The following is a 13,098-nucleotide window of genomic DNA, read 5'->3' as shown; positions in this document are numbered from 1 at the left end:
GCCGGTCAGTTGCCCTCGGGCGGGTTGCAGCCGCAGGAACGCCGTACCACCAGGTGCGACGGGAACTTGCGGACCCGCTCGGTGTCCGAGCCCGGGACCATCAGCGAGTCGTCCAGCACCAGGTCGACCGCCGCCCGCGCCATCGCGTCGCGGTCGGAGGCGACGGTGGTCAGCGGCGGGTCCACGAAGGCCGCCTCGGGCACGTCGTCGTAGCCCGCCACGGCGAGGTCCTCCGGTACCCGCAGGCCCGCCTCGCGGGCGGCGCGCAGGACGCCGATCGCCTGGTCGTCGGTGGAGCAGAAGATGGCCGAGGGCCGCTCGGGGGAGCGGAGCAGGTCGAGGGCGACCTGGTAGGCGCCGTAGCGGTTGAAGGGGGCGTCCATCAGGTACGGCTCGGTGGGCAGCCCGTGCGCGTCCATCGCCCGCTGCCAGCCCTCGACGTGGTCGATGACCGGGTCGCCGGGAGCGGGGGCCTCCACCGGGCCGCCGAAGCAGAGCACGTACGGGTGTCCGTGCACCTCCAGCAGGTGGCGGACGGCCAGTTCGGCGCCGGCCACGTCGTCACTGACCACCGCGACGTCGTCGATCGCCTCGGGCCGGCGGTGCAGCAGCACCACCTTGGCGCCCTCCATCGCGGCGAACTCCTCCGCCGCGCGCTGGGAGGGGCCCTGGCTGACCAGGATCAGGCCGGAGACCCGCATACCGAGGAAGGCGCGGACGTAGTGCACCTCGCGGTCGTCCACGTAGTCGGAGTTGCCGATCAGCACCAGCTTGCCGCGCTCGGAGGCGGCGCGTTCCACGGCGTGTGCCATCTCGGCGAAGAACGGCTGGCGGGCGTCGGGGACGACCATGCCGATCAGGTTGGTGCGACGGGAGGCCATCGCCTGGGCGACGCTGTTCGGCCGGTAGCCGAGCTGGTCGATCGCCGCGAGCACCTTCTCCTTGGTCGCGGGCGCGACCGGTCGCGGCCCATTGTTGATGACGTAGCTGACGACCGCCGTCGAGGTCCCAGCCAGTCGGGCTACATCGTCGCGCGTCACCTTGGCCACGCAGGGAGTCTACGCGGGTGGCGCGACAGCGGTATGAGCAGCGTCACGGAATCCGGGAGTCCGCAAGTGCAAGCCGGTGCAGAAGCGGACAAGCCGGGCGGTCGCCGTCGATCGCGACCGCCCGGCCCGGCGTTCAGACCTCCTGCGCGGCCACCGATCTCGGGGCCTCGACACTCGGACGCTCACCCTTGTCGGGCAGCGTCGGCACCACGAAGCGGTAGCCGACGTTGCGGACGGTGCCGATCAGCTGCTCGTGCTCCACGCCCAGCTTGGCCCGCAGCCGCCGGACATGGACGTCGACGGTACGGGTGCCCCCGAAGTAGTCGTAGCCCCAGACCTCCTGCAGCAGCTGGGCGCGGGTGAAGACCCGGCCCGGATGCTGGGCGAGGTACTTGAGCAGCTCGAACTCCTTGAAGGTGAGGTCCAGTACCCGGCCCTTGATCTTGGCGGAGTACGTGGCCTCGTCCACCGAGAGGTCGCCGTTGCGGATCTCCATCGGGCTGTCGTCCATCGCCACCTGGAGGCGGCCCATGGAGAGCCGGAGCCTGGCCTCCACCTCGGCAGGACCCGCCGTGTCCAGCAGGACGTCGTCGATGCCCCACTCGGCGGTGACGGCCGCCAGCCCGCCCTCGGTGACCACCAGGATCAGCGGACAGCCGATCCCGGTGGAGCGCAGCAGCTGGCACAGGCTGCGGATCTGCGGCAGGTCGCGCCGGCCGTCGACCAGGATCACGTCGGCGCTGGGGGTGTCGACCAGGGCGGAGCCCTCGGCGGGCGCCACCCGGACGTTGTGCAGTAGCAGTCCCAGGGCGGGCAGTACCTCGGCGGACGGCTGCAGTGCGTTGGTGAGGAGCAGAAGAGAACTCATACCCGGTTAGTCCCCTTTCCGGGTCGTCGCGGTCGCAGCGGTACGGCTGCCGCCACAGCCGGCAGTCGCAGCTGCGAAGTGAGAGTGAGGTGGGGCAGGACCGTCCACCTGGGCGGCCCGGCCGATTCGGCGGCGCGCAGGGCAGTACGGGGCGCGTGCCGGAGGTCCCGCAACCCCTGGTACTCCGTCCATACCCTGCTCATCCGCGAACCTTCCGGGTCTGCTCCCGCACCGGGTAGCGGCCCGGCGCCGGTACTGGCACCCCGGTGGGCCGCGAGCACGTCGTTGTGCCGCTGCGCGGGGCGGTCCTCTGAGCCGGAGCGGGTGGGGCACCGGCGGTGAGGACATCCGTGGTGGTTGTCCTGAATGCACAAAAGGACCCGGGGGCGACTCTGCCCGGATCCCTTACGTTCACGAGGATAGCCGACCGTCCTTCGCGGGGGGAGGGCCTTTGGACGTCGGGTGGGCCACACGGGCGTGACTTAGTCACCTCCCGGACGTTCTTCCTGCTGCCCGCCCGAGCTGGGAGATTCCCGGTCCGTGGCCCGTCTCGGCCATCATGGGAGCCGCACCGGCCGCACGGTACGTGTACACGGATCAGTGGGCGGCCCGGCAGAAGGCGCCGGGCGGCCGCACCGGGCGAGGACGACGAGGAGGGGTTGCCATGGCTGCAACCACCAACGCCGGCGACACGCTCATCTCACCTGAGCGGGTGACGGCGGGCGAGCACGCTCCGCTGACCGGGACGATCCGCTACTGGGCCGCCGCCAAGGCCGCCGCAGGGGTCGCGGAGGAGCCGTACGAGGCGGTGACGCTCGCTGAAGCACTCGCTGCGGCGCGCGCCCGGCACGCAAGCCGTCCGCGCCTGCTCCAGGTGCTCGACCACTGCTCGTACCTGGTGGACGGCGAGCAGGTCGGCAGCCGGGACCACGCGCGGGTCCGCCTCACCGAGGGCGGCACGGTCGAGGTGCTGCCGCCGTTCGCGGGCGGGTGAGCCATGAGCCGGGCCGCTGCCGGGCCGTCGGCGCCGACCGGAACCGGCGCCCGGCCCGGTTCGTCGTAGCTCCGTAGGCCGTGGCCCCGTACGGGTGCGCGGACGGGATGAGGATGAGGGGCAAGGAATGCGCGGCTGGTTCAAGCTGATCATCGGCCTGGTGGCGCTCGCCGGGCTGCTCCTCGGTGCGGACCGGATCGCGGTCGGCGTGGCCCAGGACGAGGCCGCCGACAAGCTGGTCGGCAGCGGAGTGCTCAGCGCCCGCCCGACGGTCTCGATCGGCGGCTTCCCATTCCTCACCCAGGCGCTGGCGGGGCGCTTCGACAGCGTCCGCCTCTCGGGCGAGGGCGTGACGGTGAGCGACGGCCGTGAGCAGGTGCCGCTGCGCTCGTTCAGCATGCAGCTGTCGGGGGTGGAGGTCGGCAGCGGCTACCGCAGCGCGACGGTGCGCAGCGGCACCGGCAGCGGCCTGGTCTCGTACGCCGACGTGGCCAGGCTGGTGTCGGGCACCGAGCGGATCGAGCTCTCCTACGCGGGCCCCGGCAAGGTGAAGGCATCGGTCGGCGGGATGCCGGTCGGCCAGGGCAACGTGCACAGCAAGGGCAACACCATCACCGCCGACGGGTTCCAACTCGGCGGTCTGGGCTCGCTGTTGAACGGCGCGGCGAACGGAATGCTGGGCCCGCGCAGCTTCACCCTGACCAGCCTGCCGGCCGGGCTCGGCCTGGCGGGCGCGACCCCGCAGCAGGACGGACTGAAGCTCACTTTCCAGGGCAGCGACGTCAAGCTGATCGGCTGAGCCGTCCGGTAGCTGCCGTTCCGCTCTGCGAGACGATCTGTCCATCGACGGTCCGTAGATCCACTCCGATCCACTCCTGCGGCGGTCCCTGGGCGCCACCCGCGAAACCCCGCCCATCCGAAGAACCCCGAAATCTCAGTATTCGAATCATTTCATCTCGATATTCGAAACGCTGATGACAGCGGGCGGAGCTTGTACCTAGCATCGTCGGCATGAAGCGACAGGCGGATCTCACAAAGCGGCGGGCGGTAGACCTGTGCCGCGTGGCTGCCTGCCTGTGTCGAATGCGCTGACTGGGCGGTTCTGACCGGTACTTCCGGCCCGCCCACCCCCTCGCCGACGCCCTGAACCGGCACTCTGCCGCGCAGGACTGACCGGCACCCCCGAACGAAGCACGGCGACACCCGCACCCGCCCTGTCTCGACATCTGGACAGATGTACGGACGGGAAGCAGCCGAGCACCTCCCCAGCAGCCTTCCGCCAACCGCCCCCGGATGGAGAACCCCACATGAGCCGCAGCGACGTCCTGGTCGACGCCGACTGGGTCCAGGCCCACCTGAGCGACCCGAAGGTCGTCATCGTCGAGGTCGACGAGGACACCTCCGCGTACGAGAAGAACCACATCCGCAACGCCGTCCGGATCGACTGGAAGAGGGACCTCCAGGACCCGGTTCGCCGCGACTTCGTCGACCAGGCCGGCTTCGAGGCGCTGCTCAGCGCCAAGGGCATCGCCAACGACGACACCGTGGTGCTCTACGGCGGCAACAACAACTGGTTCGCCTCGTACGCCTACTGGTACTTCAAGCTGTACGGGCACGGTGACGTCCGGCTGCTGGACGGCGGCCGCAAGAAGTGGGAGCTGGACTCCCGCGAGCTGGTCGTCGAGGTGCCCGAGCGCGCCGTGACCGAGTACAAGGCCCAGGCCCAGAACAAGGCGATCCGCGCCTTCCGCGACGACGTGCTGGCCGCGATCGGCAAGCTGAACCTGGTCGACGTGCGTTCGCCCGACGAGTTCAGCGGCAAGCTGCTCGCCCCGGCGCACCTCCCGCAGGAGCAGTCGCAGCGTCCGGGCCACGTCCCGTCCGCCCGCAACATCCCGTGGGCCAAGAACGCCAACGACGACGGCACCTTCAAGAGCGACGAGGAGCTCACCAAGCTCTACGCGGGCGAGGGCGTCGACCTGGCCAAGGACACCATCGCCTACTGCCGCATCGGCGAGCGCTCGGCGCTCACCTGGTTCGTGCTGCACGAGCTGCTCGGCCAGCAGAACGTCAAGAACTACGACGGTTCCTGGACCGAGTACGGCAGCCTCGTCGGCGTGCCGATCGAGCTCGGCAACTGAAGTCACAGGCCCGAGACCGATCAAGCAGAGGAGAGACAGACATGTGCGGTGCGAAGGCCGGCGGCCCGGACCTGGCAGGAGTTGACGTGGCCAAGGAGACGATCATCCAGGGTTCCGTGACCCGCAACGGCGAGCCGGTCAACGGCTACGTCCGACTGCTCGACGACAACGGTGACTTCACCGCCGAGGTGCCAACCTCGGCCACCGGACAGTTCCGCTTCTTCGCCCGCCCGGGCAACTGGACGCTGCGCGCGCTGGTGCCGGGCGCGACCGTGGACCGTACCGTGGTCGCCTCCCTCGGCGTCCAGACCGAGGTCGGCATCGCGGTCTGATCCGCCGGAAAGCCACTGAGGGCCTCTGCGGTGGCAGAGGCCCTCAGTGTCGGCGGGCGCTCCCTGTCGCCGGCCGGTCAGCCATACCCTGGAAGCGTGCAGGCACATCAGCGCCATGTCCGCTACTTCGTCATGATGGGCATCTGCCTCGGCATGTTCGTCCTGGCGTGGGGAGTGGTGCGCTTCTGGTCGGTGGGCGCGGCGATCGGGATGTGCCTGGTCGCCATGGTGATCCCGCCGCTCGCGGCCGTCTTCGCCAACAAGCGCGACCCGGACGACGACTGGTGGAACGACCCGCGCTGGGACGACCCCAAGTGGGACGATCCCGGCCACGACCGGGACCACCCCGACCACGAGCCGCCGCGCCGGAACCCCGACAGTGCCTAGTAGACGAGGGCCTGTACGCCGTCGGCCATGATCTCGCTGACGAAGACCTGGGCGCCCGCGATCCGGACACCCTTCAGGGTGTCCTTCTCGGTGATGTCGCGCCGGGCCGCGCACTGGGTGCAGAGCGTGACCGTACCGGCCGCCAGGATCGACTCCAGCAGGTCGGGCAGCGGTGCCGCGTGCGGCAGTTCGAACTCCGCCGCGCGCCCCGGCAGCGCGAACCAGGACGACTCGCCCGTCAGCCAGAGCGAGACCTCGACCCCGCTGGCGACCGCGACCGCCGCCACCGTGAACGCCTGCGAGCAGCGCTCCGGCGCGTCAGCCCCGGCTGTGACCTTGATGACCAGCTTTTTCGTCATGAGGCCCACCATAGCGACGAGATGGTGGGGCTCACCGAGACCGGAGGGCGACCGGCCGATAGACTCAGCGCCGTCGTACTGTCCGCCATCCCCGCTACTGGGAGCGTCCCCGTGTCCAGTCTCGAAATCTTCTTCGACAGTCTGCTGGCTCTCATGGCCGTCCTGATCACCTGGTTCGCCATCTTCTCCGTGATGAAGCTGTACCAGGGCCAGCGCTGACCTCGACTGCCGTACGGTTGACGTAGTCCACTACCGACGACAGCGACCAGGAACATGATCGAGATCCCCTCAGACCTCCACAAGGACGTCGTCCCGCTGGCCTTCCTCCTGGGTACCTGGGAGGGCGCGGGCGTGTACGACTTCCCGGGCACGGAGAAGTGCAACTTCGGCCAGGAGATCATCTTCCGGCACGACGGCCGCCCCTTCCTGGAGTTCCGCTCCCGCACCTGGGCGCTGAACAACGAGGGCGAGAAGGTCCGTCCGCTGGAGACCGAGCACGCCTTCTGGCGGATCACCAGCAACCAGCAGGGCACCAGCGGCGAGCGTGAGATCGAGGTCTCCTCGGTCCGCGACGACGGCACCGTCGAGATCTGGTACGGCAAGCTGCACGACGGCAAGCCGCAGATCGACGTGGCCACCGACGCGGTCGCCCGGATCGAGGGCGCGGCCCCGTACAGCGGCGGCAAGCGGCTCTACGGTCTGGTCAACGAGGAGCTGCTCTGGGTCGGCGAGAAGGCCGCCCCCGAGGTGCCGCTGCGGCCGTACATGTCGGCGCAGCTCAAGAAGGTGCTCAACCAGGCCAAGCTGATCCAGGACATCGCGGACCTGCCGGACGACGGCATCGCCTTCTTCCGCTGAGCGGCCGAGTACGCGTACAAGGTAGGGACCGGTCGACAGACCGGTCCCTACACTTGTCTCACGACCTCGAACCGGGCAGGGACACCACCGTGGCGAACACCGACACTCCCATCGACTGGAAAGCCGATCTGCGTGAGCGCGGCTACCGCCTCACCCCGCAGCGGCAGCTGGTGCTGGAGGCGGTCGACGTCCTCGACCACGCCACGCCGGACGAGATCCTCTGCCATGTCCGGCGGACCGCCAGCGGCGTCAACATCTCCACCGTCTACCGAACGCTGGAGCTGCTGGAGGAGCTCGGCCTGGTCTCGCACGCCCACCTCGGCCACGGTGCGCCCACGTACCACCTGGCGGGCCGGCACACCCATCTGCACCTGGTCTGCCGGGACTGCGAGAAGGTCACCGAAACCGACACCGCGATTGCCGCGCCGCTGATCGACAGCCTGCGCACCGAGCACGGATTCGACACCGACCTCAAGCATTTCGCCATCTTCGGCCGCTGCGCCGACTGCACCGCCAAGCTGTCCGGGGAGCAGTCGTAAGCTGGCCGGTATGACCGGTACCAAGAGCCCGTTGCTTGCCCTGCCCGGTGCCGTCCCCGCAGAGGGACCCGACGAGGGCGTGGCCGCCCACTACGGCGACATCTTCCGCGAGCAGCGCCGTCTGGCGGCCGGGGAGGGCTTCGTCGACCTCTCGCACCGCGGCGTGGTCACCGTCACCGGCGAGGACCGGCTCTCCTGGCTGCACCTGCTGCTCACCCAGCACGTCAGCCAGCTCCCGCCGCAGCAGGCCACCGAGGCGCTGATCCTCTCCCCGCACGGGCATGTCGAGCACGCCCTCTACCTGGTGGACGACGGCAGCACGGTCTGGGCACACGTCGAGCCGGGCACCCAGCAGGCGCTGATCGCCTATCTGGAGAGCATGAAGTTCTTCTACCGGGTGGAGGTCACGGACGCGACCGCCGACTACGCGGTGGTCCACCTGCCCGCCGGGTCCACCGTCTCGCCCGAGGGCGCCGCAGCGGTACGCGAACTCCCTTACGGGCGCGAGCTGTTCGTCCCGCGCGCGGAGCTGGACAAGCGCGCCGCCGGTTACGGTCCGGCCGCCGGGATCTGGGCGTACGAGGCACTGCGGATCGAGGCGCACCGTCCGCGCCTCGGCTTCGAGACCGACCACCGCACCATCCCGCACGAGGTGGACTGGCTGACCACCGCCGTGCACCTGCAGAAGGGCTGCTACCGGGGGCAGGAGACGGTCGCCCGGGTGCACAACCTCGGCCGCCCGCCGCGCCGCCTGGTCTTCCTGCACCTGGACGGCCTGGAGGAGACGCTGCCTCCGCACGGTACGGAGATCCGGCTGGCGAGCGATCCGGACGGCCGCGCGCTCGGCTTCGTGACCTCCTCGGCCCGGCACCACGAGCTGGGTCCGATCGCGCTGGCGATCGTCAAGCGGAACGTCCCGGTGGACGTGCCGCTGCTGGCCGGTACGGTGCCGGCCGCGCAGGAGGTCGTCGTGCCGCAGTAGCGGCCCGGGCCTCAGACCCTGTCCGGCCGATCTTTCCGGGCGCCCAACGCCGCGCGCTGATCCGGCAAGATCAACCGGCCCGGGCCTGGCGGTCAGACCTCCAGTAGAACGGTGAACGGTCCGTCGTTCACCAGTGCCACCTTCATGTCCGCGCCGAACCGGCCGGTCTCCACCTTGGCGCCGAGCGCCCGGAGTTCGGCCACCACGGTGTCCACCAGCGGCGCGGCGAGCGGCCCGGGCGCGGCGGCGTTCCAGGTGGGGCGGCGGCCCTTGCGGGCGTCCCCGTACAGCGTGAACTGACTGATCACCAGCAGCGGTGCGCCCAGGTCCGAGCAGGACTGCTCGGCCTGGCTTCCCCGCTCGCCCCCGGGCGCTGCCGGGCCGGCGTCGGCGCGCCCTTCGGCCCCGGGGGTCCCGCCGCCGTCGAAGAGGCGCAGCGTCCAGAGTTTGCGGGCCAGTTGGGCCGCCTTGGCGGGTGTGTCGTCGTGCGTCACGCCGACCAGGACGCACAGTCCGGGTCCCTCGATGGATCCGACGCTCTCGCCGTCCACCGTCACTCTGGCTTCGGTCACCCTCTGCACCACAGCTCGCATGCGGCCATTGTGCCGGAGGCGCGCAAGGCACTGGCGCGCGCCGGGGCGAAGCCGGGCGCGCCAGTGGTGAGCCGGTGCTGCCTGCGGATTGCTCTCGTCGTATCAGCCACCCCGCTTCGCTAGAGGGCCGTTCGGGTGGCGGGTCGGTGCGCGGGCCGGGCCGGGGTGGCACGCTGAGGGCGGTACGAAGGCGCGGGCCCGCCGCGGTCGAACCGGTCGAACTGTCGTTCCGGCAGGAGTCGCTCGGGCGGGTGGTACCGGCGCCCCGAGGGTAACCCCACGGGGGCGCTTCGACGTGCTCCAGAACGGGGTCGTGCGCGCACAGGCCGTACGCGGTGCCGAGGGCGGCCGCGGGGCGGGATCGGACAGCGTGACCAGGACAGCGGCAGGTGGTTGGTTGATGGACGCGAGCAGCACGGCCCACGATCAGTCGTACGGGTTCGCCGGGCGGAGTCCGGAGCAGACCGCTCCGGCCGAGACGGAATCGGCGGAAGCAGCGTCGGGGGGGACGGCGATGGAGGAGGCCGCGCTGGCGGCAGGAGCCGCGGGAGCTGTTCCGGAGGTCCCGGCGGGTCCGCGACGCCGGCCCGCCGGGGTCGAGCCCGCCGTGGAGCCCGGCCTCGCCGGACTTGATCTGGAGGAGCTGCGGGTACTCCGCCGGGACGCCCAGGAGCAGGAGGCCGACCTCTCGTACCTGCGCCGCCTGTTGCAGGGGCGGCTCGACATCCTGCAGGCCGAGCTGGAGCGGCGCCGGGTGAAGCCCGATCCCTCGGTGGGCGCCAGGGCCGGTGCGGACGCCGAGTCCGCTGCGGAGCCGGTGGCCCTGTTGGACCGGCTCCCGGCGATCCTCGCGGACACCCCCTCGACCGTCCGCCGCCCCGCCAGGCACGTCACCGTGGGGCCGCCGCGCGGCGAGCAGTACCAGCGTGAGGCCGATGTGCTGATGGGCGATGTCCGGCTGGCCGACCTCGCCGTGCACCCCACCGCCGGTCTGCTGGCCGCCGTCGAACGGCTGGCCGCGCACGAGCGCGAGGTCTCGGGCAGGCGTCAGATTCTGCAGCGCACGGCGGACGGCTGCAGTGCCGAGATCACCCGCAGGTACCGTGAAGGGGAGGCGCGGGTCGAGGACCTGCTCGCGGGCGGCTGACCTGCGGGTCGGGACGGGGCGGCCGGCGCACACCCACCCTGCCAGGCCCCCCTCACCGTGGAGCACCTCCGATGTCGCAGACCGCTGCCGCCCTGCCCGTCCTCGCCGAAGTCATACGCTCCGGATTCACCGAGGGGCACCACTACGGATCGCTGGTGCTGCTCGCGGCCGACGGGTCCGTCGAGCTCTCGCTCGGCCGCCCGGACGCGCCGGTCTTCCCCCGGTCCACCGCCAAGCCCTTCCAGGCCGTGGCCATCCTGCGCGCCGGGCTGGCGATCGAGGGCCGGCTGCTCGCACTCGCGGCCTCCAGCCACTCCGCAGAACCGTTTCACCGCGAAGCCGTAAGGGAGCTCCTGCACAGTGCCGGACTCACCGAGGATGCCCTGCGGACCCCGGCGGAGCTGCCGCTCGACCAGGTCGAAGCCGAGGCCCTGCTCAGCGGTGGCGGGCAACGCAGCCCGATCATGATGGACTGCTCGGGCAAGCACGCCGGCTGGCTGGCCGCCTGCGTCGCCAACGAGTGGGACACCGAGAGCTACCTCCACCCGGAACATCCGATCCAGCAGCTGGCCCGCCAGGCCCTGGAGGAGTCCACCGCCGAGACCGTGGGGCACGCAGGTGTCGACGGCTGCGGCGCACCGCTGCTGGCGGTCTCGCTCACCGGCCTGGCCCGCGCCTACCGCTCGCTGGTGCTCGCCGAGCCCGGTACCCCGCAGCGCAGGGTCGCCGACGCGATGCGGGCCCACCCCGAGTACGTCGCGGGCACCCGCCGCGCCGACACCTGGCTGATGGGGGCCGTGCCGGGGGCGCTCTCCAAGATGGGTGCCGAGGCCGTCCAGGTGGTGGCGCTGCCGGACGGACGGGCGCTCGCCTTCAAGATCGACGACGGTGCGGAGCGGGCCCGGGGGCCGGTCCTGGCCCGGGCGCTGCGGCGGCTCGGCGTCCAGGACGAGGTGCTGGACCGGATAGGCGCCGAGCCGCTGCACGGCGGGGGCGTGGTGGTCGGAGAGGTCCGGGCGTCCTTCTGACGGCCGGTCCGGGCGCGGACGGCGGACCCTCCTCCCGGGTGCGGGGTAGGGCCGGGTGCGGCACGGTGGACCGGGGGAGCCGTGCCGCTACTCAGGTACTCAGGGAGACCGCCATGAGCGACCACATCTACCGCGTCACCGAGATCGTCGGGTCCTCACAGGAGGGCATCGACGCCGCGATCCGCAACGGCGTCGACCGGGCCGCCAGGACGCTGCGCAATCTGGACTGGTTCGAGGTGGTCCAGGTACGCGGGCACATCGAGGACGGGCAGATCAAGCACTACCAGGTGGGGCTCAAGGTCGGCTTCCGGCTGGACGACGAGGGCTGAGCCCGGGCTGCCCGCTCGTCAGGCGCTGAGCGGGTAACGGATGTCGAGGTCGGCGAAGACGGCGCCGTTCAGGGTGAAGGCGCGCCTGCACTCGTCGACCACCCGGCGGCGCTCGACCTCGTCCATCGCGAGCCCGGCGGTGTCCAGCCTGGCGCGGTAGTCGCGCTTGAAGGCGGCGGGGTTGCCGACCTCCTCGAAGACGTAGAAGTGGACGCCGGCACCCTTGCGTTCGAAGCCCCAGGTCCGCTCGGCGATGCCACGGATGATCTGGCCGCCCGACAGGTCGCCCAGGTAGCGGGTGTAGTGGTGGGCGAGGTAGCCGTGCGGCCAGTCGGTGCTGAGCTCCTCGATCCGGGCGGTGTAGGCGGCGGTGGCGGGCAGCGGGCTGAGCCCGGCCTGCCAGCCGGGGCCGCGCAGGTGTTCCAGGTCGTGTTCGAGCGCAGCCGTACGGAACAGGGCCGGGTCGATGAACGGGCCGACCACCGGATGCCGGGACAGCTCGGCGGCCCGGCCCTCCAGCGCCCGGTAGACGAACCACAGCTGCCCCGACAGTTCGGCGTACGCATCGAGGCCGAGCCGGCCCCCGAGCAGGTGCGACATGAAGGAGGACTGCTCGGCGGCTTCGTGCTCCGCGCCGCTGGCGGTGCGCAGCACGGTGGAGAACGGGGCGGGCTGCTCGGGGCTGGGCATTCGGGCCTCCGGTTCGGTGAGGAGCGCTGGCCCCGATTCTCGGGGTTAGGCTTACCTAAGTCAACGTGATGCCGACACCATGTCGGGAAAGTCCTCCGAGGGCCAGTCTGCCCCCGTCGGCCGGAAAGCAGAAGGCTGCCGGGGGGCAGAAGGCAGCAAAAAGGCCGGGGCGAGCAGTTCTGCTCGCCCCGGCCGGGCACCTCGGAAGAACGAGGCCGGTACAGAGCTCAGTGGCCCTGTACCTCCAGGCGCTTGATCGAAGCCTTGATCTCGGCCTCGGCCTCGGTGCGGCCGACCCAGTCGGCGCCCTCGACCGACTTGCCGGGCTCCAGGTCCTTGTAGACCTCGAAGAAGTGCTGGATCTCCAGGCGGTCGAACTCCGGCACGTCGCCGATGTCCTGCAGGTGCCCCCAGCGCGGGTCCGTCGCCGGGACGCAGAGCAGCTTGTCGTCGCCGCCGGCCTCGTCGGTCATCTTGAACATGCCGACGGCGCGGCACTTGATCAGGCAGCCGGGGAAGGTCGGCTCCTCCAGGATGACCAGCGCGTCCAGCGGGTCGCCGTCGTCCGCGAGGGTGCCCTCGACGTAGCCGTAGTCGGCCGGGTAACGAGTCGAGGTGAAGAGCATCCGGTCGAGGCGGAGACGGCCGGTCTCATGGTCGACCTCGTACTTGTTCCGCGAGCCCTTCGGGATCTCGATCAGGACGTCGAACTCCAACGGTTCCTCCAAGGTAGGGACTGACAGAATCCAAGTGTCTCCTACGGCAGGGTGTGCTCAGGAAAGGGGCCGGTCGGTGCAGCGAA

Annotated in this window: 17 protein-coding genes; 11 read left to right on the top strand and 6 right to left on the bottom strand. The window is 70.9% G+C overall.

Going from position 1 to position 13,098, the window contains the following annotated elements; genetic code table 11:
* Nucleotides 1–5: 5 nt before the first annotated feature.
* Both P3T39_RS16190 and P3T39_RS16185 read right to left on the bottom strand, forming a co-directional pair.
* Nucleotides 6–1,049 (bottom strand): LacI family DNA-binding transcriptional regulator, encoded by a 1,044-nt coding sequence (locus tag P3T39_RS16190; protein WP_280698350.1) that lies wholly within the window; start codon nt 1,047–1,049, stop codon nt 6–8.
* Nucleotides 1,050–1,182: 133 nt separating this feature from the next.
* Nucleotides 1,183–1,917 carry a response regulator transcription factor gene (locus P3T39_RS16185; protein ID WP_280698349.1) on the bottom strand — a complete coding sequence of 245 codons (735 nt, stop codon included), beginning with the start codon at nt 1,915–1,917 and terminating at the stop codon, nt 1,183–1,185.
* Nucleotides 1,918–2,665: 748 nt separating this feature from the next.
* Here P3T39_RS16185 and P3T39_RS16180 point away from each other — a divergent pair.
* From P3T39_RS16180 to P3T39_RS16160, 5 genes are all read left to right on the top strand, one after another.
* Nucleotides 2,666–2,911: a MoaD/ThiS family protein gene (locus tag P3T39_RS16180; protein WP_348534352.1), complete on the top strand. Its 246-nt coding sequence runs from the start codon at nt 2,666–2,668 to the stop codon at nt 2,909–2,911.
* A gap of 127 nt (nt 2,912–3,038) precedes the next feature.
* A complete protein-coding gene (locus tag P3T39_RS16175; protein WP_280698347.1) occupies nt 3,039–3,710 on the top strand; it encodes a DUF2993 domain-containing protein in 672 nt (223 codons plus the stop codon).
* 508 nt (nt 3,711–4,218) lie between these two features.
* Nucleotides 4,219–5,052 carry a sulfurtransferase gene (locus P3T39_RS16170; RefSeq protein ID WP_280698346.1) on the top strand — a complete coding sequence of 278 codons (834 nt, stop codon included), beginning with the start codon at nt 4,219–4,221 and terminating at the stop codon, nt 5,050–5,052.
* 41 nt (nt 5,053–5,093) lie between these two features.
* Complete coding sequence (locus P3T39_RS16165; protein WP_280698345.1) at nt 5,094–5,384, top strand: DUF1416 domain-containing protein; 291 nt, start codon at nt 5,094–5,096, stop codon at nt 5,382–5,384.
* Nucleotides 5,385–5,480: 96 nt separating this feature from the next.
* Entirely contained in the window at nt 5,481–5,771 is a 291-nt protein-coding gene (locus tag P3T39_RS16160; protein ID WP_280698344.1) for a DUF3099 domain-containing protein, read from the top strand.
* Here the strand turns inward: P3T39_RS16160 and P3T39_RS16155 are convergent.
* Nucleotides 5,768–6,130, bottom strand: coding sequence for a DsrE family protein (locus tag P3T39_RS16155; RefSeq protein ID WP_280698343.1), 363 nt, complete (start codon nt 6,128–6,130; stop codon nt 5,768–5,770). The two genes, P3T39_RS16160 and P3T39_RS16155, sit on opposite strands and share 4 nt — an antisense overlap.
* A gap of 273 nt (nt 6,131–6,403) precedes the next feature.
* Between P3T39_RS16155 and P3T39_RS16150 the strand changes: the two genes are divergently transcribed.
* The 3 genes from P3T39_RS16150 to P3T39_RS16140 all read left to right on the top strand — a co-directional run bounded on the left by P3T39_RS16150 (nt 6,404) and on the right by P3T39_RS16140 (nt 8,509).
* Entirely contained in the window at nt 6,404–6,988 is a 585-nt protein-coding gene (locus tag P3T39_RS16150; protein WP_280698342.1) for an FABP family protein, read from the top strand.
* An 89-nt stretch (nt 6,989–7,077) separates the two neighbouring features.
* The gene (locus tag P3T39_RS16145) at nt 7,078–7,527 is read left to right on the top strand and encodes a transcriptional repressor (RefSeq protein ID WP_280698341.1); all 450 of its coding nucleotides are present in this window, start codon (nt 7,078–7,080) and stop codon (nt 7,525–7,527) included.
* A 10-nt stretch (nt 7,528–7,537) separates the two neighbouring features.
* Nucleotides 7,538–8,509 carry a glycine cleavage T C-terminal barrel domain-containing protein gene (locus tag P3T39_RS16140; RefSeq protein ID WP_280698340.1) on the top strand — a complete coding sequence of 324 codons (972 nt, stop codon included), beginning with the start codon at nt 7,538–7,540 and terminating at the stop codon, nt 8,507–8,509.
* Between the two features lie 92 nt (nt 8,510–8,601).
* Here the strand turns inward: P3T39_RS16140 and P3T39_RS16135 are convergent, their stop codons facing one another.
* A complete protein-coding gene (locus P3T39_RS16135) occupies nt 8,602–9,102 on the bottom strand; it encodes a D-aminoacyl-tRNA deacylase (protein ID WP_280698339.1) in 501 nt (166 codons plus the stop codon).
* Between the two features lie 400 nt (nt 9,103–9,502).
* On the opposite strand from P3T39_RS16135, the gene P3T39_RS16130 reads away from it, so the two are divergent.
* From P3T39_RS16130 to P3T39_RS16120, 3 genes are all read left to right on the top strand, one after another.
* Nucleotides 9,503–10,249 (top strand): hypothetical protein, encoded by a 747-nt coding sequence (locus P3T39_RS16130; protein ID WP_280698338.1) that lies wholly within the window; start codon nt 9,503–9,505, stop codon nt 10,247–10,249.
* Between the two features lie 71 nt (nt 10,250–10,320).
* Complete coding sequence (locus P3T39_RS16125) at nt 10,321–11,277, top strand: asparaginase (RefSeq protein ID WP_280698337.1); 957 nt, start codon at nt 10,321–10,323, stop codon at nt 11,275–11,277.
* A gap of 113 nt (nt 11,278–11,390) precedes the next feature.
* Nucleotides 11,391–11,606: a dodecin gene (locus tag P3T39_RS16120; protein ID WP_280698336.1), complete on the top strand. Its 216-nt coding sequence runs from the start codon at nt 11,391–11,393 to the stop codon at nt 11,604–11,606.
* An 18-nt stretch (nt 11,607–11,624) separates the two neighbouring features.
* Here P3T39_RS16120 and P3T39_RS16115 read toward each other — a convergent pair whose 3' ends face one another.
* Both P3T39_RS16115 and P3T39_RS16110 read right to left on the bottom strand, forming a co-directional pair.
* Entirely contained in the window at nt 11,625–12,296 is a 672-nt protein-coding gene (locus tag P3T39_RS16115; RefSeq protein ID WP_280698335.1) for a biliverdin-producing heme oxygenase, read from the bottom strand.
* 227 nt (nt 12,297–12,523) lie between these two features.
* Nucleotides 12,524–13,012 (bottom strand): inorganic diphosphatase, encoded by a 489-nt coding sequence (locus P3T39_RS16110; RefSeq protein ID WP_280698334.1) that lies wholly within the window; start codon nt 13,010–13,012, stop codon nt 12,524–12,526.
* Nucleotides 13,013–13,098: the final 86 nt, after the last annotated feature.

It is taken from the genome of Kitasatospora sp. GP82 (genome assembly GCF_029892105.1).
Lineage (GTDB): Bacteria > Actinomycetota > Actinomycetes > Streptomycetales > Streptomycetaceae > Kitasatospora.
This window is presented reverse-complemented; position numbering and strand designations above follow the sequence as displayed.

What these genes read in the sequence shown, in the direction of transcription:
- P3T39_RS16150 (WP_280698342.1), top strand. Translation starts at nt 6,404, where the DNA reads ATGATCGAGATCCCCTCAGACCTCCACAAGGACGTCGTCCCGCTGGCC.
- P3T39_RS16170 (WP_280698346.1), top strand. Translation starts at nt 4,219, where the DNA reads ATGAGCCGCAGCGACGTCCTGGTCGACGCCGACTGGGTCCAGGCCCAC.
- P3T39_RS16120 (WP_280698336.1), top strand. Translation starts at nt 11,391, where the DNA reads ATGAGCGACCACATCTACCGCGTCACCGAGATCGTCGGGTCCTCACAG.
- P3T39_RS16130 (WP_280698338.1), top strand. Translation starts at nt 9,503, where the DNA reads ATGGACGCGAGCAGCACGGCCCACGATCAGTCGTACGGGTTCGCCGGG.
- P3T39_RS16175 (WP_280698347.1), top strand. Translation starts at nt 3,039, where the DNA reads ATGCGCGGCTGGTTCAAGCTGATCATCGGCCTGGTGGCGCTCGCCGGG.
- P3T39_RS16135 (WP_280698339.1), bottom strand. Translation starts at nt 9,102, where the DNA reads ATGCGAGCTGTGGTGCAGAGGGTGACCGAAGCCAGAGTGACGGTGGAC.
- P3T39_RS16115 (WP_280698335.1), bottom strand. Translation starts at nt 12,296, where the DNA reads ATGCCCAGCCCCGAGCAGCCCGCCCCGTTCTCCACCGTGCTGCGCACC.
- P3T39_RS16140 (WP_280698340.1), top strand. Translation starts at nt 7,538, where the DNA reads ATGACCGGTACCAAGAGCCCGTTGCTTGCCCTGCCCGGTGCCGTCCCC.
- P3T39_RS16125 (WP_280698337.1), top strand. Translation starts at nt 10,321, where the DNA reads ATGTCGCAGACCGCTGCCGCCCTGCCCGTCCTCGCCGAAGTCATACGC.
- P3T39_RS16165 (WP_280698345.1), top strand. Translation starts at nt 5,094, where the DNA reads ATGTGCGGTGCGAAGGCCGGCGGCCCGGACCTGGCAGGAGTTGACGTG.
- P3T39_RS16155 (WP_280698343.1), bottom strand. Translation starts at nt 6,130, where the DNA reads ATGACGAAAAAGCTGGTCATCAAGGTCACAGCCGGGGCTGACGCGCCG.
- P3T39_RS16185 (WP_280698349.1), bottom strand. Translation starts at nt 1,917, where the DNA reads ATGAGTTCTCTTCTGCTCCTCACCAACGCACTGCAGCCGTCCGCCGAG.